The sequence below is a fragment of the Streptomyces sp. B1866 genome, from assembly GCF_031932565.1.
Classification (GTDB): domain Bacteria; phylum Actinomycetota; class Actinomycetes; order Streptomycetales; family Streptomycetaceae; genus Streptomyces.
Genome location: NZ_JAVSCF010000048.1, coordinates 1 through 22,351, shown reverse-complemented (window position 1 = coordinate 22,351; position 22,351 = coordinate 1). Strand labels below are relative to the sequence as shown.

The following is a 22,351-nucleotide window of genomic DNA, read 5'->3' as shown; positions in this document are numbered from 1 at the left end:
CCGTCCCGGCCAGTGTGCGCGCCGCCGCTCAGCGACCGCTCAGCGCGAGGTCGCGCCGGTCCGTTCACCGGCTGCCTCGCCCGGGGCACCGGCGGCGGGCCGCGCTCGCCGGAGACATTCCAGGCGGCTGGCGTGCAGCACCCCCGGGGAACGCGCGCCGCGCCCCGGCCCGGCCCCGGCTCGTAGAATCGTGGCCACCATGGCATACCTCGACCACGCCGCCACCACTCCCATGCGCCCCGCGGCGGTACGGGCGATGACCGCCCAGCTCACCGCCACCGGCAACGCGTCCTCCCTGCACGCGGCCGGCCGGCGCGCGCGGCGCGCGGTGGAGGAGGCGCGGGAGTCCCTCGCCGCCTCGCTGGGCGCGCGGCCGAGCGAGGTGGTGTTCACGGCCGGCGGCACGGAGGCGGACAACCTCGCGGTCAAGGGCCTGTACTGGGCCCGCCGGGCCGCCGACCCGGCCCGTACGCGCGTGCTGGCCAGCCCGGTGGAGCACCACGCCGTGCTGGACGCGGTGCACTGGCTCGCCGGCCACGAGGGCGCGCGCGTGGAGTGGCTGCCGGTCGACTCCTACGGGCGGGTGCACCCGGAGGCGCTGCGCGAGGCCGTCGCCCGCGACCCGGGCAGCGTGGCGCTGGCGACCGTGATGTGGGCCAACAACGAGATCGGCACGGTCATGCCGGTGCGCGAACTGGCCTCGGTGGCCGCCGAGTTCGGCGTGCCGCTGCACGCCGACGCGGTGCAGGCCGTCGGCCAGGTGCCGGTCGACTTCGCCGCCTCGGGCCTGGCCGCCATGACGGTCAGCGGCCACAAGACGGGCGGACCGTACGGCACCGGGGCGCTGCTGCTGCGCCGCGAGTACGAGCCGGTGCCGCTGCTGCACGGCGGCGGCCAGGAGCGGCAGGTACGGTCCGGGACGCTCGACGTGCCGGCCGCGGTGGCCTTCGCCGTGGCGGCGGCGGAGGCGGTCGCGCTCCGGAAGGAGTTCGCGCGGGAGACCGGCGCGCTGCGCGACGCGCTCGTCGCCGCCGTGCGCCAGGCCGTACCCGACGCGGTGCTCGGCGGCGACCCCGACCCGGCCGGCCGGCTCCCCGGCAACGCGCACTTCTCCTTCCCCGGCTGCGAGGGCGACTCGCTGCTGATGCTGCTGGACGCGCAGGGCATCGAGTGCTCCACCGGCTCCGCCTGCACGGCCGGGGTCGCCCAGCCCAGCCACGTGGTGCTGGCCACCGGCACCGACCCGGACCTGGCACGCGGCACGCTGCGCTTCTCCTTCGGGCACACGTCCACGAAGGCCGACGTGGACGCGGTGGCGGAGGCGATCGGCCCGGCGGTGGCGCGGGCGCGCTGCGCGGGCCTGATCTGAGCCACGCCCGCCCCAGGATTCCCGGCCCGGCGGCCTGTCGCTTTCTCATTCTTTTCTCATCCGCATGTGCCGTGCAGGTATCGTCAAGGAAAGTGTGGACCGGGAATCAACTCGGCTCCTCCTGTTTCTGTGAGACTTGATCAGGCGCGACGCGACCGTGCGGGGGAATCACCTCCCTTCGGTGCGGGCGCTGCCAATGGATTGTGTATTCGGACGGCGGCGCGCAGGCGACGCCGTCCTTGCGGGACGGAGACAGGAACATGCGGAAAGCAGCCAAGGGTACGGTCGCACTGGCCGCCGTGTGCGCGGCGGTGGCGTGCGGGACCGCCGCCGCCTCGCCCATGTCGGCGGCGGCGACTTGGAGGGTGTCCCCGGCGGGGAACGTCACCTACACCTCCCAGGAAGTGACGATCAAGGGCAAGACGAGCGGGTTCACCGTCCGCTGTACGGCGTCGTTCGGCGGCGAGTTCTACAAGGAAGACCAGGGCAGCCTCGGGAAGATCCCCAACATGTATTTCAACAAATGTAATTCCGGGATCACGGATATGGGGACCACGGGCGAATCCATACGTACCGTTTCCTACAACGCCGGGACCGGCACGGCGACGCTGGACCTCTACAGCCTGGGGTGGGTGGTGCGGGGCTCCAGTTGCAACTCCTCCATCACACCCGAGGGCAGCCTCCAGGGTCTGCGCGTGGCCTTCAAGAACGCCACGAGCGAGATGACCATCACAGAGAGCAGTCATCTGCGGGCCAGGGACAGTGCCGCCCCGTGCTTCACGCCGGGCGAGGCGATCGACATCCGGGGCACGTTCAAAATCAGCCCGGCGCAGAAGATCACCCTGAGCTGACCCGCGTCGATGGACGGTCCTCCCGTGGCCTTGCCGGCCGCGGGAGGACCGCCAGTGCGGCTCCCGGCGCGTCAGGGCGGATCAGGAGTCACGGAAGAGAGACTTTTCCCGTTCACGATCCGGTGTTCTGCGTCCGGTGTTCTGGAGGGATTCCAGAGACCGCCTGGCGCCCGGGGTACCGCATGGTACCTAGATGGTTTCGGCAAGCACCCGGGCTTGACTTGCCGGAAAGGCGCAACCATTTCGGGCGTCTTGCGCGGCGGGACGTGCCTCATGCCGATCCAAGCGGACGGGCGGCTGTGCGCGAGTGATAATCTGCGGCGATGAACAGTGCGCGGAGGACAGCGGGCGGCGCTGTGCGGGGGAGTCGCAGGGGCAAGCGCCTGCCCAGCGGCCGGCACGGGCTGAGCCGCGAGGACGTGGCGGCCTCGCAGCGCGAGCGCATCGTCTGGGCCCTGTTCGACGCCGTGGCCGAAAAGGGCTACCCCGCGACCACCATCCAGGACGTGGTCGCCCGCGCCGAGATCTCCCGCCGCACCTTCTACGAGCACTTCCCCAGCAAGGAAGCCTGCTTCCTGGCCGCCTTCGACGGCGCCGTCGGCGAGGTGGGCGCCAGACTGGAGGCGGCCCTCGACGCGGTGCCCAAGGACGACTGGCGCGAGCGCGTCCGCCGCTCGTGGCGCGTCTTCCTCGCCGCCCTGGCCGAGAACCCGTCGGTCACCCGGTCGCTGTACGTGGAGACGTTCTCGGCCGGACCCGCCCTCATCGAGCGCACGACGGCCATCAACGCGTACTTCGCCGACGTCTTCCGCACACTCCACCGGCGGGCCCGCGACCAGGACCCCGCCCTCCGGGAATTGCCGCCCGGAGTGTTCGACCTGTATATCGGCGGCACGGCCGAACGTATCCGCGACTGCCTGCACACGCGCGGCGCGGCCGCCCTCCCCGAACTCGAAGAACTCTTCACGGAGACCGTTTTCATCATCTTCGGAAAACACTGAATTTCCGGAGAATTCCGCGCAGAACCGCTCCCGGGGCGGCGGCCGGCGCCTTCGGGCGGCCGCCACTCGGGAATCCCGGCCCGCGCGGCACCGGGAAACCCGTGCGCGGTGTCCCGGCCGGGCCCCGTACCCTGGAGTCGCTATGAACGACTTTCCCGGCGCCCCCGCTCCCGCCTCCGCCGCTCCCGCCGCCCCCGGCCGGGACGGCGACCGGCTGCGCGTGCTCGCCGCCATGTCCGGCGGCGTCGACTCGGCGGTCGCCGCCGCGCGCGCGGCCGAGGCGGGCCACGACGTGACCGGCGTGCACCTCGCCCTGTCCGCCAACCCCCAGTCCTTCCGCACCGGCGCGCGCGGCTGCTGCACGGTGGAGGACGCGCGCGACGCCCGCCGCGCCGCCGACGTGATCGGCATCCCCTTCTACGTGTGGGACCTGGCCGAGCGGTTCCGGCAGGACGTGGTCGAGGACTTCGTCGCCGAGTACGAGGCGGGCCGCACGCCGAACCCGTGCCTGCGCTGCAACGAGAAGATCAAGTTCGCCGCGCTGCTGGACAAGGCCCTCGCCCTCGGCTTCGACGCGGTGTGCACCGGCCACTACGCGCGCGTCGTACGCCGCCCGGACGGCACCCGCGAGCTGCACCGCGCCGCCGACGCGGCCAAGGACCAGTCGTACGTGCTCGGCGTGCTCGACGCCCGCCAGCTCGCCCACGCCCTCTTCCCGCTCGGCGACACGCCCACCACCAAGGACGAGATCCGCGCCGAGGCCGAGGCCCGGGGCCTGGCGGTCGCCCGCAAGCCCGACAGCCACGACATCTGCTTCATCGCCGACGGCGACACGCAGGGCTTCCTCGCCCGCCGCCTGGGCACGTCCGAGGGCGCCGTCGTGGACGAGGACGGCCACCGCCTGGGCACCCACCAGGGCGCGTACGGCTTCACCGTCGGCCAGCGCAGGGGCTTGGCGCTGGGCCGCCCGGCCCCGGACGGCAAGCCGCGCTACGTGCTCGACATCTCCCCGGTGGACAACACGGTCACGGTCGGCCCCGCCGCGTCCCTCGACGTCACCGCCCTCACCGCCATCCGCCCCCGCTGGTGCGGCCCGGCCCCCACCGGCCCCGGCACGTACACCGCCCAGCTCCGCGCCCACGGCGCCGCCGCCCCCGTCACCGCCGAGCTGGCGGACGGTGAACTGCGGGTGGCCTTCGCCGAGCCGGTCCGGGGCGTGGCGCCGGGCCAGGCGGTGGTGCTGTACGACGGCACGCGCGTGGTCGGCTCGGCCACGATCGCCTCGACGCGGCGGGCGGCGGCGGTCGCCCGCTGACCGGTCCCGGGCGTGTGGGCCTTGGACGGGACCCGAAGATCCTGGTTGGCTTGGCGGCGGGTCCGGAAGGCCGCACCACCGCGCGGCGTGGAACGGATGGGAGAGGTTGCCCGGTGGAGATCCCTCGCCTTGAGGAAGTACGCCTGACCGCGTTCAAGAGCTTCGTCGGTCAGCGGCTGGACCTCCGCGACCTCACTCTCCTCATCGGGCGGAACGGCAGCGGCAAGTCCAACGCCCTGGACGCCCTGGTGGTCCTCTCCCGGCTGGCCCAGGGCGAGCCGCTGCGCGACGCCATGGACGGTCCGAGGGCGGGCGAGGAGCCCATCCGGGGCGGCGCGGAGGGCTGCGCGCCACTGGGCCGCGACAGCTTCGCCATTGGCTGCCGGGTCAGCGCGGGGGACGTGCTGCTCGATATCGACGTGGAGGTCGCGGTGCGCCCCGAGGTGCGCATCGTCAAGGAGTCGCTGACCGCGGTCGACAGGCTGAGTTACGGCAGCAGGCACGTCGCCGCCGGTCGCGTACTCCTGGCCAGTGAAGAGCCGGACCCCCGGCGAAGCGACGTGTACGTGCGCTACTTCAACGCCAAGCGGGGCCCCGATCCAGGGACGCCCTTCTCCACCGACCGGCTGCTGACCAGCCAGGTGCCGGTCCGCGTCCCCGCCACCACCGAGGCCACCAAGCTGGTACACCGGGCGGCGGAGTACGTGCTGACGGCGCTGCGCGACGTGTTTCTCCTCGACCCCGTGCCGCACCTCATGCGGCAGTACGTCAACGCGCGCGACCACGAACTACGCCGCAGCGCCGACAACCTCAGCGCGGCGGTCACCGAGCTGCGGCGGTCCGACCCGGACGGCTTCGCCCGGCTCAAGCAACTCATCGCGGCCATGCCGGAGTACCCGGTGGTCGAGATCGGGAGCGTCGGCACGCCGCTGGGCGACGTGCAGCTCGTCCTCCACGAGGAGGGTTTCCACGGCTCGGTGAACGAGGTCCCCGCCCGGCTGCTGAGCGACGGCATGCTGCGGTTTCTCGCCTTCGGAACCGCGCTGCTGAGCGCTCCCGTGGCCCAGAACGGACCACCGGCACCGGACGGCGGCGAGGGCGCACCCGCCGCGCAGCGCCTCCTCGTCGTGGAGGAGATCGAGAACGGCCTGTACCCCACACAGGCCGCCGGTGTCCTGCGCCTGATGAAGGAGGAGTCACAGCGGCGGCGCATCGGCATCCTCTTCACTACGCACAGCCCCGCGCTGCTGAACTCCCTCACCGCTGACGACCACGCGGGGGTCGTCGTCTGCGCGCGGGACCCGGAGACCGGGGAGAGCCGCTTGACGCGGCTGGTGGACCTGCCCGGCTACGTGGAACTCTTCGCCGCGGGCGACCTGGGAGACGCGGTCACCAAGGACCGGCTCCCGGCCGCCACCCGGCCCCGCGCGGAGACCACGCAGGGCATCGAGGACTTCTTGAGGAGCCTGTGAGCAGGAAGCACAGCGCGGACCTGCCATTGCGGATCGTCGACTTCCTCGACACCTCGATCCTCCTGGAGCTCTTGGACGTCCCGCACAGGAACGCCCACCGCGCCGAGGTCACGGCCGAGATGGAACGCCGCCGCCAGGAGGGGGTCAGCTTCGTCCTCCCGGCCGCCACCGTGATCGAGACCGGCAACCACGTGTTCCAGGTGGACAATGGCCACGCCCGGCGGGAATGCGCCCGCCGTTTCACCGACCTGCTCCGAGCCACGGCGGCCCACAAGACGCCATGGATGATGAACGAGCACACGTGGGACTCGGCGTTTCTGACGGCCCTGTGCGAGGGCGGTACCACCGGCATACCGCTCACCGAGCACGCGGTGCGGAAACTGCTCGGGGCCGGAGACCTCAGCATCGTCGCCGAGCGCGACCTGTTCGCGCGGAGGGTCGCGGCTCGGGTGCGGATCTGGACATTAGAGAGGACGATGCAGGCGTACGCCGATCCGCCCTGACGACGTGCGATGGTCTGGCCCCGGCCGCCGTCCGCTCCGGCGCTCAGGGCGGCGGGGCCGCAGTTTACCCGGAGATCTCCCAGGGATTCACCAGCAGGACGCCGGTGCGCGCGTCATAGGAGCGGCTGCCGAACTCCAGGCCCTCGAACGGTGTGGACAGCAGGAACTCGTCGAAGCCGTCGTTCCCCAGCTTGATCCACCGCTGGAGCATGGCGGGCAGCGCATCGATCTCGGTGTCCGCCAGCTCCGCGTCGAAGTGCCGACGCTGGTCCTCGGGCAGTGACTCCCGGATGTCCCGGATGGTGCGCAGCGGGTGCGGGCCGTGGGCGGCGTCAGCCGAGTGCGGCGTGTCGCCGGGTGCGGATGTCATGGCGGCCCCCTCTGCTGCGTGTGCGGTGGGCAAGGCTGTCCTCTTCCTCAAGGCTACGGGCTCGCGCCGACAAGGGCGGGGTCAGCGCAGGTCGAACTCTCCGGCCTTCGCGGCGCGGATGAAGGCCCGGAGTGCGGTGGGGCGGGTGGTGATCACCTGGGTGGGGTCGGCGCTCTCGCGGATGGCTACGCGGTCGCCGTCCGTGGCCAGCTCCACGCAGTTGTTCCCTCCAGCGTCGGAAAAGGAGGATTTCACCCATGCCAGCTCGACGCAGTTGTTCCCTCCGTTGCCACAGTAGGAGGACTGGCGCCAGGGGAGGTCGGTCATCGATGACTCCTTCGATCGGGACTCTTACTGAGACTCAGGCAGCCGATCGAACTTTCCGGCCTTCGTGGCGCGAATGAAGGCGCGGAGGCCGACGGGGTGGGTGGTGATCACCTGGGCGGGGTCGGTGCTCTCGCGGATGGCTATGCGGTCGCCGTTCTTGGCGNATCGAACTTTCCGGCCTTCGTGGCGCGAATGAAGGCGCGGAGGCCGACGGGGTGGGTGGTGATCACCTGGGCGGGGTCGGTGCTCTCGCGGATGGCTATGCGGTCGCCGTTCTTGGCCAGCTCGACGCAGTTGTTCCCTCCGTTGCCACAGTAGGAGGACTGGCGCCAGGGGAGGTCGGTCATCGATGACTCCTTCGATCGGGACTCTTACTGAGACTCAGGCAGCCGATCGAACTTTCCGGCCTTCGTGGCGCGAATGAAGGCGCGGAGGCCGACGGGGTGGGTGGTGATCACCTGGGCGGGGTCGGTGCTCTCGCGGATGGCTATGCGGTCGCCGTTCTTGGCGAGCTCGACGCAGTTGTTCCCTCCGTTGGCGCAGTACGAGGACTGCCGCCAGAGGCGGTCTGTCACCGTCTGTTCTCCTCAAATCTGGTCTGCGATGGAGCGGATGAAGTCCCGGGACTTCTCGGGAGTCAACGCCTTTCTCTCCACCACGTCCAGTCGCCTGCGAAAGTTCTCCAACTGCGTAGGGGAGTCGATGAAGACCGCCCCGGTGGGCGCGTCCATGTGAACCGTGTCGAGGCCCGGATGGGGCGCTTCGGCGTACAGCACAGAGGAGTCTCCCATCAGCGGGAAGCCACCAGCCTCGAAGGGGATGGCAACGAGGGTAACGCTGCTCCGCTCGCTCGCCTCCAGCAGCCGTTCCAACTGGGCTCGTGCGACCTTGCGGCCACCGAGCTGCATCCTCAGCGCAGCTTCGTGGATCGCTCCCACGTACGGGATGGGGTTGTCCCCCGTGACCACGGTCTGACGGGCGAGACGGTGTGCAACGCGCAGTTCGAGTTCGAGACGTGGCAGTGGTGGCAGGAACAGATTGAAGACGGCACGAGCGTGGTCCTCGGTCTGGAACAGCCCGGGCAGGTGGGCCGTCTGCACGGTGCGTAGGCGCACGGCGTGGTGCTCGATCTCAGAGACGTCGAGGAAGCCGGGCGGGATCTTTCCCCGGTACTCCTCCCACCAGCCCGTCCTACGTCCTCCGGTCATCTCGGCGAGAGCGTCGACGAACCTCTCGTCGGAGCACTGGTAAATGCTGGCCAGGCGGCGTAGCCGGTCCTCGCTGATGCCGAAGCGACCGGCCTCGATGTTGGAGATCATCGTCCGGTCCGTCCCGAGCAGGCCCGCAGCCGTGGGCGCGGACATGCCCGCCGCCTCCCGAAGTCTCCGAAGCTCGGTGCCGAAACGGCGCTGACGGGCTGTCGGGGTCTGCCTCGGTGCCATGCGTCCTCTCCTCGCTCGCGCACAGTCTGCCGACCTCGGCGTCACGAAGCCACCGCGAGCCATGGATCTAACCCGTTCTAGTGAATTCGGTAGCAACCGTTATATGTCCTCGCCTACGGTAACCACACCTCGCCCGAGCCGGGCCGCCAACGCCAGCGACGGCGAACGATTTCATCCGCCACGCCCACCCACCGGAGGTGCCCGCGTGCAATCGATCCCGGCCCTGATCCCGTTCACCGAACCCTGGGACTACCACCTCGAAGTCCCCCGCGACCCGCGCGCGCCCGGGATCGCCCGGGCCGTTCTCGACGCCGTACTGACCGCCCATCACCTGTCCGAACTGGCCAGCCGGGCCGTCCTGCTGACGTCCGAGCTGACGACCAACGCCGGTGCGCCATGAGGCGCTCTGTTGTATCCCCGGCTCAACCGGGAGGAATTGAAGGGAGATTCCTGGGTCTGATGGCTTACCTGGACTCGAAAGGGAAAGGGGACCGTAGCATGCCAGAAAATCAACGATCGTGTTCAAGTGCGGAAGCGATGCGTTGAGGGACCCGCGCGATATGGCGAAAGCTGGACTGCCTGAACCCCAATCTCCAAAGGATGAAATGTGTCGCATCCGCCGGAAATCCGTGCTTGTTACCGGCGCCATGCCCTGCGGTGGAGTGACTGCGTATCCGTCGCACCCTTCGGGCCGTGGAGTGATTCCCAGTGAGGGAATTCAAGGAGATGAATGGGGCGCCTACGTCGCGCTAGACACGTACAACAGAGACGAACATGGGATCACCTACAGGGCGCTAGCCCCATGGTGACGGAGGCCCCGTAGTAGTCGCAGGAGTAGCGACCTGCCGAGGCGGGCGGGAAAGCCGTCCACAGGGCGAAGGGGGCCAGGTGATTCGGACATCACGATGCTGGGAGGTATGCGTAATACAGAACGCCGAAACGGTACTTGATGTCCTGCGTGAACGCGGCAGGCGCGGCCTGCCGTGCGATGAGCTGTATCGGCAGCTGTTCAACCCGAACCTGTATCTGCTGGCCTACGGGCGCATCTATGCCAACCACGGCGCGATGACCCCCGGGGCCTGCGGGGAGACCGCAGACGGCATGTCCGAAACCAAAATCGGGCGCATCACTGAAGCCATGCGCCACGAGCGTTACCGCTTCCGCCCAGTTCGGCGCGTCCATATTCCGAAATCTAACGGGAAGACGCGTCCGCTCGGCCTGCCATCCTGGTCGGACAAGCTTGTCGGCGAGGTAATCCGTCTTCTGCTGGAAGCGTATTACGAGCCGCAGTTCTCCGGCCGCTCCCACGGTTTCCGTCCCGGTCGAGGATGCCACACGGCGCTGTCCGAAGTGACACACAACTGGACCGGGACAACCTGGTTTATCGAGGGAGACATCTCCGACTGCTTCGGCTCGCTCGACCATGAGGTCTTGCTGGCTGCTCTGTCGAAGAAGATCCGAGATAACCGGTTCCTCCGCCTCATCCAACAGATGCTGAAGGCAGGATACCTGGAGGACTGGAAATGGCATGCCACCTTGTCGGGCTCCCCGCAAGGCGGTGTACTCTCCCCACTCCTGTCCAATATTTATATGGACCGGCTAGACACATTCGTCGAAACAGTTCTCATCCCGGAATACACCCGAGGGACCACTCGGCGGAGGAATCCGGAATACCAGAAGCTGGAAAACGCGATCTGGAGCACCCGACAGCGGCTCGCCAGGAGAAAGGAGCACACCGAGTCCGCTCAAGTCCGCCAGTGGCGCAGGGAGCTACGCCACCATCCCGTCGGTGATCCACATGATCCCGGCTACCGGCGGCTGCGCTACATCCGCTACGCGGACGACCACCTCCTCGGGTTCATCGGACCCAAGGCCGAAGCCGAGACGATCAAACAGCGCCTGGCCGCGTTTCTGCGCGACGACCTCAAGCTGGAACTCAACCAGGACAAGACCCTGATCACCCACGGCCGCACTCAGGCGGCCCGCTTCCTCGGCTACGAGATCACTGTCCAGCACGCCGACGCCAAGGTCTCCCGGGGCGGCCGTGTCAGTCGCGGCCTGCGCTCCATCAACGGAAAGATCTCGCTCCGCGTGCCCAAGAACGTGATCAAAGCCAAATGCGCCCCCTTCCTCCGGCGTGGCAAACCCACGCACTTGGACTCGCTGACTGGATGCACACCCTTCGACATCATCAGTCTCTACGGAGCCCAGTACCGGGGCATCGCCCAGTACTACCTGCTGGCCGGCGACGTCTGGAAACTCGACCGGCTCAAGGGGGTCATGCTGACCTCCCTGCTCAAGACCCTGGCAGCCAAGCACCGGTCCAGGGTGACCGCGATGGCCAACCGCTACAAGACAACCATCAAGACACCCCAGGGACCACGTAGGTGCTTCGAGGCCAGGATCGAACGCGAGGGCAGGAAACCACTGGTCGCACGGTTCGGTGGCATTCCCCTCACCCGGAAAAGGACGGCCGTCCTCGACGACCTCCCGTCCACCATGTTCACCCCGCACAGCCGCCCGCGCGGCAGCCAACTGATTGACCGGCTCCAACGCGGATGGTGCGAACTCTGCGAAAGGCGAACCGATGTGCAAGTGCACCAAGTCCGCTCCCTCGCAGAGCTACGCGGCCCGGGAGAACAGCCCGCCTGGGCGCAACTGATGCTCAAGAAACGGCGCAGAACACTCGTGGTCTGCCTGCCTTGTCACAGAGACGTCCATGCATGACCTGGGTGAGAAACACGCAGCAGTCACTGGAGAGCCCGCTGCATCGAAAGGGTGCACGGCGGGTTCGGGCCGGAGGCCACTGGAAAAGGGTCCACACAGTGGAAACCTCGCCAGTGGCCTACCGGTACTCCGCTACGCGACCGGGCCCGCGAGCGTCGGGCTCGTCTGGCGGTATCCGGTCCTCCGTGTCAGCGTGCAGGACTCGAACCCGTACGTTCCGGTGCCGCCCACGCCGTCCGCCGATCTCGACAGCGGGCGTGGGCTGCTGATCCTTCAGGCGCTCGCCGACCGCTGGGGATGCGTGGCGCTCGGCGAGGAGCTGTTCGGCATGGGCGGCAAGTCGATCTGGTTCGAACTGGCCTGGTACGGGCCGCCGCCCGCGGTCGCCGCCGCGTGCGGGCCCCGGCCGCCGTCCGCTCCGGCGCTCAGGGAGGCGGGATAGGAGCGAGTGGGGCGGCCCCGGGCGGCCCCGGGCGGACCGGGGGCGGCCTGGCCTCGGTGGATGCCGGGCGCTGGGAATCGAAAGGCCGGCCGACGGCGTTCGCCCGGTATGGCTTTCATCCACCACACCACCCTGAACCCCGGCAAGCTGGAGCTCATCGCCCCCTGGCTGCCCACCCGTCCCTGGTACGCCACAACCGCGCGCGACCCGGAGCTGACCAAGACCGGGGGCTTCCGTCTGGACGACCCGGCGGGCGAGGTCGGCATCGAGATCATGGTGGTCACCGACACGTCGGCCGGCAGCCCGGTCTCGTACCAGGTGCCGCTCACTTACCGCGGGGCGCCGCTCGACGGCGCCGACCAGGCCCTCATCGGCACCACGGAGCACGGCGTGCTGGGCAAGCGGTGGGTGTATGACGGGGTGCGCGACCCCGTCCTCGTCACCCAGCTGCTGGCGCTCCTCCGGGGACGCGCCGAGCCGCAGGCCCAGAACGTCAGCGACACCCCCGACCCCTCCGTCGTCCCGTACCTCGCCGGGCCCGCCCTCCCGGACGCGCTCGCGGTGAAGGACGTCGCCGACGGGCCGGACGGCACCGGCATCTCGGTGGAGAGCGCGGTGGCCGGTCCGGCGGGCGCGCCGGAGGGGGCCTGGCACCTGCGGGTGGTCCGCGCCCTGCGCCCGGACTGGCCCGACCAGCCCGAACAGCCGGACCCGCAGGCCGACAGCGGTCGTGCGCCGGCCCGGGGCCACGTCACCGCGGGCTGGCGCCTGCCGGACGGCGGTGAGCGCCGGGGCGTGTTCGCCGCCTTCTACGACGCGGCGCCCTGACGGCCCGTACGCCGACCCCGTACGCCGTCACCGGAAGCGGCCGTACGCGCGGGAGCGCGGGACGGGCGGCGGTGCCCCGAGCGGGCGCCGCCGCCCGGTGCGGCCGGGGCGCGACCGGCGGTCAGGAGGGGCCCGCCGACGCGTCGGCGCCCGCTCCGGGTCCCGTGCCCGCACCGGGGCCCGCGCCCGCGTCGGCCAGGTCCGGGTCGCCCCGCATCAGCTCGCCCAGGCCGTGCCGCGTCGAGGCCACCACCACCCGGTCGCCCGCCGTCAGCACGTACCCCGGGTGCGGCTGCCAGGCCAGGGCGCCGGAGCCGGTGGGGGAGGCGGCGGCGAGGCTGCGGCGCCGGTCGCGTTCGTGGGTGAGGTCCAGGGCGAGCACGCGCCACACGCCGGGGCGGAACGCCTCCGCGACCGTACGGCCCTCCAGCAGCCGGTTCCCGGCCACGTCGACGGCCGCGAACACCAGGACCCGGCGGCCGACCGGGATCGCTCCCAGCACCTGGCGGCCCATCATCGCGCCGCCGAACGCGGGCGCGGCCAGCGCCGACACCGACCGGCTGCGGGTCTGGGCGTGCGGGTAGCTGTCGCGCAGCGTGCGGTAGACGCTGGCGGCGAAGTCGTCGTCGAACAGGCGCATCGCGACGCGGAGTTCGGGTTTGAGCTGGCGCGCGTTCAGGACGGCCTCCAGGTTGGTGGCGTCGTCGCTGGTGAGCGCCAGCAGGGCCCGGCAGCGGTCGATCCGCGCCTCCTGAAGCACGCCGTGCTCGGAGACGTCCGCGACCAGCGTGGGCACGCGGCGCGCGCGGGCCAGCGCGATGCCGCGGGCGTCGGGGTCGCGGTCGATGCACACCACCGGGATGTGCAGCTCCAGCAGCCGGTCCAGCACGCGCGTGCCGACCTTGCCCAGGCCCAGCAGCACCACGTGCCCGGAGACGCCGCGCGGCGGGCGCGGCAGGGCCGAGGCCGCGCGGAAGGCGCCGTAGCTCTCCAGGACGACCGCGAGCAGCAGCGGCAGCAGCAGCATCCCGGCCAGGCCGGACAGGAGCTGGAGGACCTGCTGCGCGTCGGACTTGTCCAGCGCCGGGTCGTTGATGGCGAAGACGTCCAGCAGGGTCACGTACGCGGCGTGCTGCGGCAGCTCTCCGGAGACCGTCCAGTTCGCGGCGGCCAGCAGCGCCACGACCGCGACCAGCGAGCCGAGCGCGTACCGCAGGCGGCGGGAGAACAGCATGCCCACCGGCAGCCGGGGCAGCCGGGAGGCGGCGTTCAGCGCGCGCGAGCGGTGCGTGATGGCCTCCAGGACCACCGCGCCGCGCGCCGGGCTGGCCTCGGCCAGCTGCCGCTCGTCCGGCAGGATCACCGGCCCGTCGGCGGGCGCGTCGGCGCCGCCCGGGCCGCGCTCGTCGGAGCTGCCCGCCTCGGGCAGCAGGGCCAGCGTGGCCAGCGGGTTGCGGCGGTCCGCGGTGCCGACGGTGCGCTCCTTGGCGCGCAGCAGCAGTCCGTCCGCCTGGATGATCTTCTCGCTGCCGACGATGGCGGCGGCGACCAGCGAGGGCGCGGCGGTGTCGGCGTCGGACAGCACGGTGGTGGACGCGTCCACCGCGGCCGCGCTCAGGTGCGGGGAGCGCACCTCCACCGCGCGGTCCAGCAGCGCCTCCAGGTGGCGGCCGAGGGTGCGGTTGTACAGCCGGATGACGAGCCGGATGGCCGGGTTGAGGCGGCGCGCGCGCAGTGCGACGTGGATGTTGAGCTGGTCGTCGCCGGAGGTGAGCGCGAGGGCGGCGGCCCGCTCGACCCCGGCCTCGCGCAGCGCGGCCTCGTCGGGGAACTGCGCCTCCACGGCCCGTACGGACAGGTGCGGATCGCGCAGCAGCAGGGAGATCTGCGGGCCGTGGCCGTCGCGCAGGGACGGCAGCACGACGGTCACGTGCTCGCCGTAGACGGAGGCCAGCTCGCGGGTGAGCCGCTGCGTGAGGGCGTTGTCACCGCACACGATCATGTGCCCGTGCTCCGGCAGGGGGCCGATTCTGAGCCCGGGGTGGGTCGGGTCGTAGGTGCTGCCTGTCACACCGTCAAAGGCGCGTGAGGGGCGCGAATGGTTCCCGGGGACCCGCGCGTACGACCCGTTCGGGGGTGGCGGGCGGGCCCGCGAGAGGGCGCGGGCACGGCCCATAGGGAGGTGCGGGCGCGGGCCGTACGGGGTGGCGGGCGCGGGCGTCCCGCCGTCCGGCCGCCCGTACGCCGTCCGCCGCGCGCCGTGCGGCAAGCTGGGGGCATGGGAACACATCTGATCACCGGAGGCGGCTCCGGCATCGGTGAGGCGGTCGCCGAGCGGCTGGCCGCGCGGGACGAGGAGCTGTGGCTGCTCGCGCGGGACGCGGGCCGGGCCAAGGAGCTGCGGGAGCGCTTCCCCGGCGCCCGTACGGTCGTCGGCGACCTGGCCGAGCCGGAGCGGCTGTCGTGGGCGCTGGGCCACCAGGCACTGCCCGACCGGCTCGACTCGCTGCTGCACATCGCGGGCGTGGTCGACCTCGGCGGGGTCGGCGAGCTGACTCCCAAGGTGTGGAACCACCAGCTCGCGGTCAACCTCGTCGCCCCCGCCGAGCTGACCCGGCTGCTGCTGCCCCAACTGCGCGCCGCGCGCGGGCAGGTGGTGTTCGTCAATTCCGGCGCGGGCCTGCGCGCGCACGCCCAGTGGGGCGCGTACGCGGCGAGCAAGCACGGGCTGAAGGCCCTGGCCGACGCGCTGCGCTGGGAGGAGAGCGGCAACGGCGTACGGGTGACGACGGTCTACCCGGGCCGGACGGCCACCCCCATGCAGGTGTGCGTCCACCAGCAGGAGGGCGCGGAGTACGACCCGGAGCGGTGGATGACGCCGGAGTCGGTGGCGGCGACCGTGCTGGCGGCCCTGGACCTGCCGAAGGACGCGGAGATCACCGACCTGTCGGTACGGCCGCGCGGCTGATCGGTACGGCCGCCGGGGTGGCCCGGCACCGGCCTCCCGCGCGGGGCGACGGTTTCGCGGGCGGAGCCTTCCCGCCGTACGCGCGCGGACGGACGGGGCGCACGGCCGCCATGTCCTGCCCGGCCGCCGCGCGCGGGCCCGCGCGTGCCACCCCCCGCCCAGCGGCGGTACGGACCGGCACGGGCAGGTGGGCGAGAGTGCCCACCGCACAGGGCGCGTCACCCGACGCGGACCGGGGCCACGGCTGGGGACCGGGGGAGCGGCGAACCCGCGGCCGTCCTGCGGACCGCCGGGACAGCGATCCCGGTCCCACCCCGTACGCTGCCGGGCGTGAGCGAGAAGAACCACAGTTGGGGCGCCGGGGCCGCGACCGGCGTCGGATCGATGCCCGGACAGGACGCGCGGGAGGCCGCCAGGACCGTCACCGGGGCGCTGGAGGCCCTGCCGCACCTGCCGGAGCTGCCCGCGCGGGGGCCCGGCGCGGACATGGTCGGGCGGACGGCGGGGATGCTCGCCGAGGTGTACGCGCACGTGGAGCCCAGCGGGTGGCGGATCAGCGACCGGCCGGGCCGGGACACCCGGCGCGCGCGGTCCTGGCTGGGCGAGGACCTGGACGCGCTGGAGGAGTTCACGCAGGGCTTCGCGGGGACGCTGAAGGTCCAGGCGGTGGGCCCGTGGACCCTGGCGGCCGCCCTCGAACTCCGGGGCGGCGAGGCCGCGCTGTCCGACCCGGGCGCCTGCCGGGACCTGGCCGCCTCGCTCGCCGAGGGCCTGCGGGCGCACCTGGCCGACGTGCGCCGCAGGGTGCCGGGCGCGGCCGGGGTGGTGCTCCAACTGGACGAGCCGTCGCTGCCCGCGGTGCTGGCCGGGCGGGTGCGCACCGCCAGCGGCTACCGCCGCCACGCCGCGGTGGATCCGGGCGTGGCGCAGGAGGCGCTGCGGGAGGTGGTCGCGGCGTGGGACGGGCCGGTGACCGCGCACGTGTGCGCGCCGGGCGTGCCGTTCGGGCTGCTGCGCCGGGCGGGCGCGGCCGGGGTCTCCTTCGACCTCGCGCAGGTCACGGAGCGTGACGACGAGGCGGTCGGGGAGGCGGTGGAGGGCGGCACCGCGCTGTTCGTCGGCGCGGTGCCCGGCGTGGATGTCCCGTTGTCAGACCCGGCTAGTAGCGTCATGGGTGTCAGGACGCTGTGGCGCAGGCTGGGGCTGTCGCCGGGGGCTCTCGCGGAGTCCGTGGTGATCACTCCGGCGTGCGGCCTCGCGGGCGCCTCACCCGGGTATGCCCGGGCGGCGCTCGCCCACTGCGTGCGCGCGGCGAAATCCCTCGCCGACGACCCTGAGTGACCGAGTGACGTCTGTCTGACGGGAGGACGACAGTGGCCGGCGAACAGCAGTCGACGGTGCCCGCCGAGGCGCGGGAGCGGCACGCCGCGCTCGCGGAGCAGGTCGAGGAGCACCGCTTCCGCTATTACGTGAAGGACGCGCCGGTCATCAGCGACGCCGAGTTCGACCGGTTGCTGCGCGACCTGGAGGCGCTGGAGGAGGAGCACCCGGGGCTGCGGACGCCCGACTCGCCCACGCAGAAGGTCGCGGGGGCGTACGAGACCGGTTTCGCCGCCGTCCAGCACCGCGAGCGCATGCTCAGCCTGGACAACGCCTTCGCCGAGGAGGAGCTGACGGCCTGGGCCGACCGCGTCGCCAAGGAGTTGGGCGAGGTGCCGTACCACTTCCTGTGCGAGCTGAAGGTCGACGGCCTCGCGGTCAACCTGACGTACGAGCGGGGGCGGCTGACCCGGGCCGCCACCCGCGGCGACGGCCGCACCGGCGAGGACATCACGCCCAACATCCGCACGATCGAGGACGTCCCGGACCGGCTGCGCGGCGACCGGATCCCGGAGCTGGTGGAGGTCCGCGGCGAGGTCTTCTTCCCCCGCGAGCGCTTCGAGGAGCTGAACGAGCGGCTGGTCGCGGCCGGGAAGGCGCCGTTCGCCAACCCGCGCAACGCCGCCGCGGGCTCGCTGCGCCAGAAGGACCCGAAGATCACCGCCACCAGACCGCTGCACATGGTGGTCCACGGCATCGGCGCCCGCCGCGGCCTGGAGATCGACCGCCAGTCGCAGGCGTACGGGCTGTTGCGCGCGTGGGGCCTGCCCACCGCCGCGCACGCCAGGGTGGTGGACTCGCTGGAGGAGGTGCGGGCGTACATCGCGCACTACGGCGACAGCGAGCGGCGGCACTCGGTCGAGCACGAGATCGACGGCGTGGTCGTCAAGCTGGACGAGATCCCGCTCCAGGGGCGGCTGGGCTCCACCTCGCGCGCGCCGCGCTGGGCGATCGCCTGGAAGTACCCGCCGGAGGAGGTCAACACCAAGCTGCTCGACATCCGCGTCAGCGTCGGCCGCACCGGCCGCGCCACGCCGTACGCGGTGGTGGAGCCGGTCACGGTGGCCGGCTCCGAGGTCGAGTTCGCCACCCTGCACAACCAGGACGTGGTCAGGGCCAAGGGCGTGTGGATCGGGGACACCGTCGTGCTGCGCAAGGCGGGCGACGTGATCCCGGAGATCGTGGGCCCGGTCATGGAGCTGCGGGACGACACCGCCCGCGAGTGGACGATGCCCGCCGAGTGCCCCGAGTGCGGCAGCACGCTCCAGGCGGAGAAGGAGGGCGACGTGGACCTGCGCTGTCCCAACGCCCGCTCCTGCCCCGCCCAGCTGCGCGAGCGGCTGTTCTACCTGGCGGGCCGCCGCTGCCTGGACATCGAGGCGCTGGGCGAGGAGACCGTGCGCGCGCTGACCCGGCCCGACGAGGGGCCGGTGGCGCTGCGCGGCGAGGCCGAGCTGTTCGACCTGCGGGTCGAGGACCTGAGGGACGTCCTCATGTGGCGCCGGGACACCCGCAAGGGCGCGGGCGAGGACGACCGCGTCCTGGCCCCCTACTTCTACGGCCAGCCCAAGACGCAGGGGCGCGGGGCGGAGAAGCGGACCCTGCCGGCCGAGCCCAAGGAGAACACGCGCAAGCTGATGGCCCAGCTGGAGGAGGCCAAGACCCGCCCGCTCGCCCGGTTCATCACCGGTCTGTCGATCCGCCACGTGGGGCCGGTGGCGGCGCAGGCGCTGGCCCGCGAGTTCCGCTCCATTGAACGGATCGCGGAGGCGAGCGAGGAGGAACTGGCCGCGGTGGAGGGCGTGGCGGCGACCATCGCCGCGTCTGTCAAGCAGTGGTTCACGGTGGACTGGCACCGTGAGATCGTGGAGCGGTGGCGGGCGGCCGGGGCGCGCCTGGAGGAGGAGGCGGGCGCCGACGAGGGGCCGCGACCGCTGGAGGGGCTGTCGGTGGTGGTGACCGGCACCCTGGCGTCCTACACGCGGGACGAGGCGAAGGAGGCGTTGCTGAGCCGCGGGGCGAAGGTCACCGGCGCCGTGTCCAAGAAGACCTCCTTCGTCGTCGTCGGCGACAACCCGGGCTCGAAGTACGACAAGGCCGTGCAGCTGAAGGTGCCGGTGCTGGACGACGACGGCCTCGCCGTCCTGCTCGCCCAGGGGCCCGAGGCGGCGCGGGAGGTCGCGCAGACGCCGCCGGACGCGGCGGCGGAGCAGCCCGGAGCCGAGGTGACGCCGCCTCAGGGCGACGCGGAGGCGGACGCCGGGACGGCGGGGGACGCCGAAGGGGGGTCGGCTGACGGATCGGCGGGGGAGACTGACCTGGGAGCGGGCGGGGGAGACTGACGGAGCGACAGGGAGTCCGGGAAGCCGGGGAACCGGACCGGGAAAACCAGGGGGGCAGAGAAACCGGGGGACCAGGGGAGCCAGAGGAACAGGGACAAGGGAAAGCTGACGAGGCGGCGGCGGAGCCCGGCCCGGCGGGGCGGCGGCCGGGACCGGGGACCGCGGCGAGGGCCCGGCCGGCCGGACAGCCGAGCCCGGCCGTCCGGAAGGGGGGCCTCCGGTCCCGGACCGTCGGAAGCTGGCCGGAATGCGACCGGCGGTACTTCCGGGCAGGGCCGACGGGCATCACCCTTACAGCGCATACCAGATGGTTGTGGATGGTCGGGTCGCATTCGGGCAACCGAGTCGATCGCTGCCCGCTATGGCCTTCTGCCGCCTACTGTTGAGGTGCACGCCTGCCGTGGCGCGGGCACCGCCGGCTGTGAGAGGGACGGGCATGAAACCGACCGACAGCGCCGCCGCGGCGTTGCGGCTGCGGCGGGCCGTGCTGCCCGCGCTGCCCGCGGCGGCGGTCGCGATGGCGGCCTCCGCGTTCGGCGTCGGGGTGTTCCGCGTGCTGGACGCGGGCCACGCGCTGTTTCCCGACGGCACCGTGGGCTGGGCCCTGGCCGTCCTGACAGGGACCATTGTCGGCCATCTGGTGGCCCTCGGCCGGGACCGGTGGTGGGGCGGCACCGGATCCGGCGCCGCGCTGACCCTGGCCACGCTGCTGCTCTACGGCTGGCTGTCGGCCATTCTCATCAGCCTGGCCGTGGTGCTGCTGGTCGGCGCCGCCAGACGCCACCGCTGGCGGTCCGCCCTGCTGCACGGCGCGGTGGACATCCTCGGTATCTGCGCGTCCGGGCTCACCCTCGCCGCCTGCGGCACCGTCCCGTCGGTCGAGCACCCCTGGGGACCGGACTCCTGGGACTCCTACGCCCTGCCCCAGGCGGCCCTGGCCGCCTTCGCCTATCTGATAGTGACCCGGGCCCTGCTGTGGTCGGAGCTCACACCGCCCGGCACCGGGCCCACCATCGCCCGCACCACCGTGGTCCGCCAGGCCCTCGTCGGTGTCGGGCTCTTCGGCATCGCGCCCCTGATCGTGGTCGTCGCCGACGAGACGCCGCTGTTACTCCCTCTGTTCGCGGTGCCGCTGATCGCCCTGGACTCCACGCTGTGGATCGCCCGCGTCCGCGCCGAGGAGCAGCTGCGCGACCCGCTGACCGGGCTGCCCAACCGCCAGTACCTCCTGGAGCGCACCTGGGCCGCGCTGGACGAGGCCGAGCGGGCCGGCACCCGCACCGCGCTGGTGCTCATCGACCTGGACCGCTTCCGCTCGGTCAACGACACGCTCGGGCACCTGGCGGGCGACCGCCTGCTGTTGCAGATCGCCGAGCGGCTGCGGCTGGCCCTGCCGCGCGGATCGGAGGCGGCCCGGCTGGGCGGCGACGAGTTCGCGGTGCTGCTGCCCACCGCCGACTCGCTGACCAGCGCCCAGCGGGTGGCCCGCCGCCTGATCGGCGACCTCGGCTCCCCGCTCGACCTCGACGGGCTGACCCTGGTGCTGGAAGCCAGCGCCGGGGTCGCCGTCTTTCCGGACCACGCGCTGGACGCCGAGGGCCTGCTGCGCCGCGCCGACATCGCGATGTACCAGGCCAAGCGGGACCGCAGCGGCGCGGAGGTGTACGAGGCGCGGCGGGACGGCAACACCCCCGACCGGCTCGGCCTGCTGGGCGACCTGCGGCGGGCGCTCGACGCGGGCGACGTGGAGCTGCACTACCAGCCCAAGGTCCGCTTCGACGGGCACGTCGCCGGCCTGGAGGCGCTGGTGCGGTGGGAGCACCCGGAGCGCGGCCGGGTGCCGCCCGACGAGTTCATCGCCATGGCCGAGACCTCCGGCCTGATGCCGCGCCTGACCGAGTACGTGCTGGAGACGGCCCTCGGCCAGCTCGCCCGCTGGCGGGCCGACGGCTTCGAGGTGCCCGTCGCCGTCAACGTCTCCCCGCGCGACGTGCACACCCCCGGCTTCGCGGGCGCGGTCGCCGGGCGGCTGGCCCGGCACCAGGTTCCGGCCGGCGCGCTGCAACTGGAGATAACCGAGCACGTGCTGCTGGAGGACCCGCAGCGGGCCGCCGACACGCTGGCCGGACTGACCGGGCACGGCGTGAAGATGTCCCTGGACGACTTCGGCACGGGCTACTCCTCGCTGGTGCACCTGCGGCGGCTGCCGGTGAGCGAGCTGAAGATCGACCGGTCGTTCGTCGCGCGGCTGGCCGTCGACGCCGAGGACGCGGAGATCGTGCGCTGCACGGTCGACCTCGCGCACTCCCTCGGCCTGCTCGTCGTCGCCGAGGGCGTCGAGGACGACGAGACCTGGGAGCGGCTGCGCGACCTCGGCTGCGACGCGGTGCAGGGCTGGCTGGTCGCGGCCGCCATGCCGCCCGACGAGATGACCGCGTGGCTGCGCGCCCGCGGCATGGGGCCCGGGAGCACCGCCCCGCAGCCCCACGCGGAGCCCCGGCCGGCCCCCGCCCCGCCCCGCGCACCCGCCGCCGGCGCCCAGGGACAGGCGTCCGTGGCGGCGAGCCCCGCCGACGTGGCGAGCCCCGCCGACGTGGCGGACACCGCCGACCAGCCGGTGACCTAGCCGGTCCCGCCCCCGGCCGGTGCCCCGACGGCCCCGGCCCGCCACGGCGCCCGGCCCCGGCCGCACGGCCCGGCCCCCGCACGTCCCCTCCGGTACGCCCCCGCCGGTTCCGGTCCTCGGCCCTCGTCCGGCCCGGACCCGCCCCGCGCCCGCGCCACCGTCTCGCGCCGCCCGCCCCGGTCCCGCGTAGGCCCGTAGCCCCGGCCTGCGGACGGCCCGTACGCGCCCGTAGACGCCTGTACGCCTCGCCGCCCGAGTCCCCCGCCCGGGCCGAACCGCCCAGGCCCGTACGCGGCGGCCTCGCACGCCGTACCGCGCCGGAAGCGGCCCGGCCCGCGCCGGGCCGGACACCGGAAGGGCGCGGCCGCCGGAAGGGCACGGCCGCCGG

20 protein-coding genes are annotated in these 22,351 nt (G+C 72.5%); 14 read left to right on the top strand and 6 right to left on the bottom strand.

Annotated features, from left to right (window positions below; translation table 11 throughout):
- Positions 1–199 precede the first annotated feature (199 nt).
- The 6 genes from RKE29_RS09905 (at position 200) to RKE29_RS09880 (ending at position 6,511) form a co-directional block, all read left to right on the top strand.
- The gene (locus RKE29_RS09905) at positions 200–1,369 is read left to right on the top strand and encodes a cysteine desulfurase family protein (protein ID WP_312004765.1); all 1,170 of its coding nucleotides are present in this window, start codon (positions 200–202) and stop codon (positions 1,367–1,369) included.
- A 260-nt stretch (positions 1,370–1,629) separates the two neighbouring features.
- Positions 1,630–2,220 carry a hypothetical protein gene (locus RKE29_RS09900; RefSeq protein WP_312004756.1) on the top strand — a complete coding sequence of 197 codons (591 nt, stop codon included), beginning with the start codon at positions 1,630–1,632 and terminating at the stop codon, positions 2,218–2,220.
- Between the two features lie 323 nt (positions 2,221–2,543).
- Positions 2,544–3,221: a TetR/AcrR family transcriptional regulator gene (locus RKE29_RS09895; RefSeq protein WP_312004755.1), complete on the top strand. Its 678-nt coding sequence runs from the start codon at positions 2,544–2,546 to the stop codon at positions 3,219–3,221.
- A gap of 142 nt (positions 3,222–3,363) precedes the next feature.
- Complete coding sequence (mnmA, locus tag RKE29_RS09890) at positions 3,364–4,536, top strand: tRNA 2-thiouridine(34) synthase MnmA (protein ID WP_312004754.1); 1,173 nt, start codon at positions 3,364–3,366, stop codon at positions 4,534–4,536.
- A gap of 113 nt (positions 4,537–4,649) precedes the next feature.
- Positions 4,650–6,008 (top strand): AAA family ATPase, encoded by a 1,359-nt coding sequence (locus RKE29_RS09885; protein ID WP_312004753.1) that lies wholly within the window; start codon positions 4,650–4,652, stop codon positions 6,006–6,008.
- On the top strand, positions 6,005–6,511 hold the full coding sequence (locus tag RKE29_RS09880; protein ID WP_312004752.1) for a hypothetical protein: 507 nt from the start codon (positions 6,005–6,007) through the stop codon (positions 6,509–6,511). The genes RKE29_RS09885 and RKE29_RS09880 overlap by 4 nt, the downstream gene beginning before the upstream one ends.
- A gap of 64 nt (positions 6,512–6,575) precedes the next feature.
- Here the strand turns inward: RKE29_RS09880 and RKE29_RS09875 are convergent, their stop codons facing one another.
- From RKE29_RS09875 to RKE29_RS09855, 5 genes are all read right to left on the bottom strand, one after another.
- Positions 6,576–6,881 (bottom strand): hypothetical protein, encoded by a 306-nt coding sequence (locus tag RKE29_RS09875; RefSeq protein ID WP_312004751.1) that lies wholly within the window; start codon positions 6,879–6,881, stop codon positions 6,576–6,578.
- A gap of 81 nt (positions 6,882–6,962) precedes the next feature.
- Positions 6,963–7,208, bottom strand: coding sequence for a DUF397 domain-containing protein (locus RKE29_RS09870; RefSeq protein WP_312004750.1), 246 nt, complete (start codon positions 7,206–7,208; stop codon positions 6,963–6,965).
- Positions 7,209–7,348: 140 nt separating this feature from the next.
- A complete protein-coding gene (locus tag RKE29_RS09865) occupies positions 7,349–7,555 on the bottom strand; it encodes a DUF397 domain-containing protein (RefSeq protein ID WP_312004749.1) in 207 nt (68 codons plus the stop codon).
- Positions 7,556–7,579: 24 nt separating this feature from the next.
- A complete protein-coding gene (locus RKE29_RS09860; protein WP_312004748.1) occupies positions 7,580–7,783 on the bottom strand; it encodes a DUF397 domain-containing protein in 204 nt (67 codons plus the stop codon).
- Positions 7,784–7,795: 12 nt separating this feature from the next.
- Positions 7,796–8,650: a helix-turn-helix transcriptional regulator gene (locus tag RKE29_RS09855; protein ID WP_312004747.1), complete on the bottom strand. Its 855-nt coding sequence runs from the start codon at positions 8,648–8,650 to the stop codon at positions 7,796–7,798.
- A 205-nt stretch (positions 8,651–8,855) separates the two neighbouring features.
- On the opposite strand from RKE29_RS09855, the gene RKE29_RS09850 reads away from it, so the two are divergent.
- The 4 genes from RKE29_RS09850 to RKE29_RS09835 all read left to right on the top strand — a co-directional run bounded on the left by RKE29_RS09850 (position 8,856) and on the right by RKE29_RS09835 (position 12,647).
- A complete protein-coding gene (locus RKE29_RS09850) occupies positions 8,856–9,050 on the top strand; it encodes a hypothetical protein (protein WP_312004746.1) in 195 nt (64 codons plus the stop codon).
- Between the two features lie 524 nt (positions 9,051–9,574).
- On the top strand, positions 9,575–11,377 hold the full coding sequence (locus RKE29_RS09845) for a reverse transcriptase domain-containing protein (RefSeq protein WP_312004764.1): 1,803 nt from the start codon (positions 9,575–9,577) through the stop codon (positions 11,375–11,377).
- 193 nt (positions 11,378–11,570) lie between these two features.
- Positions 11,571–11,819: an ATP-binding protein gene (locus RKE29_RS09840; protein ID WP_312004745.1), complete on the top strand. Its 249-nt coding sequence runs from the start codon at positions 11,571–11,573 to the stop codon at positions 11,817–11,819.
- A gap of 108 nt (positions 11,820–11,927) precedes the next feature.
- The gene (locus tag RKE29_RS09835; RefSeq protein ID WP_312004744.1) at positions 11,928–12,647 is read left to right on the top strand and encodes a 1,4-alpha-glucan branching protein; all 720 of its coding nucleotides are present in this window, start codon (positions 11,928–11,930) and stop codon (positions 12,645–12,647) included.
- 121 nt (positions 12,648–12,768) lie between these two features.
- Here the strand turns inward: RKE29_RS09835 and RKE29_RS09830 are convergent, their stop codons facing one another.
- Positions 12,769–14,649 carry an NAD-binding protein gene (locus tag RKE29_RS09830; protein ID WP_312004763.1) on the bottom strand — a complete coding sequence of 627 codons (1,881 nt, stop codon included), beginning with the start codon at positions 14,647–14,649 and terminating at the stop codon, positions 12,769–12,771.
- Between the two features lie 276 nt (positions 14,650–14,925).
- Between RKE29_RS09830 and RKE29_RS09825 the strand changes: the two genes are divergently transcribed.
- The 4 genes from RKE29_RS09825 to RKE29_RS09810 all read left to right on the top strand — a co-directional run bounded on the left by RKE29_RS09825 (position 14,926) and on the right by RKE29_RS09810 (position 21,963).
- Positions 14,926–15,615 (top strand): SDR family oxidoreductase, encoded by a 690-nt coding sequence (locus RKE29_RS09825; protein WP_312004743.1) that lies wholly within the window; start codon positions 14,926–14,928, stop codon positions 15,613–15,615.
- A 330-nt stretch (positions 15,616–15,945) separates the two neighbouring features.
- Positions 15,946–16,956, top strand: coding sequence for a methionine synthase (locus RKE29_RS09820; protein ID WP_312004742.1), 1,011 nt, complete (start codon positions 15,946–15,948; stop codon positions 16,954–16,956).
- Positions 16,957–16,988: 32 nt separating this feature from the next.
- Positions 16,989–19,337, top strand: coding sequence for an NAD-dependent DNA ligase LigA (gene ligA, locus RKE29_RS09815; protein ID WP_312004741.1), 2,349 nt, complete (start codon positions 16,989–16,991; stop codon positions 19,335–19,337).
- Between the two features lie 436 nt (positions 19,338–19,773).
- Entirely contained in the window at positions 19,774–21,963 is a 2,190-nt protein-coding gene (locus RKE29_RS09810) for a bifunctional diguanylate cyclase/phosphodiesterase (RefSeq protein ID WP_312004740.1), read from the top strand.
- Positions 21,964–22,351 lie beyond the last annotated feature (388 nt).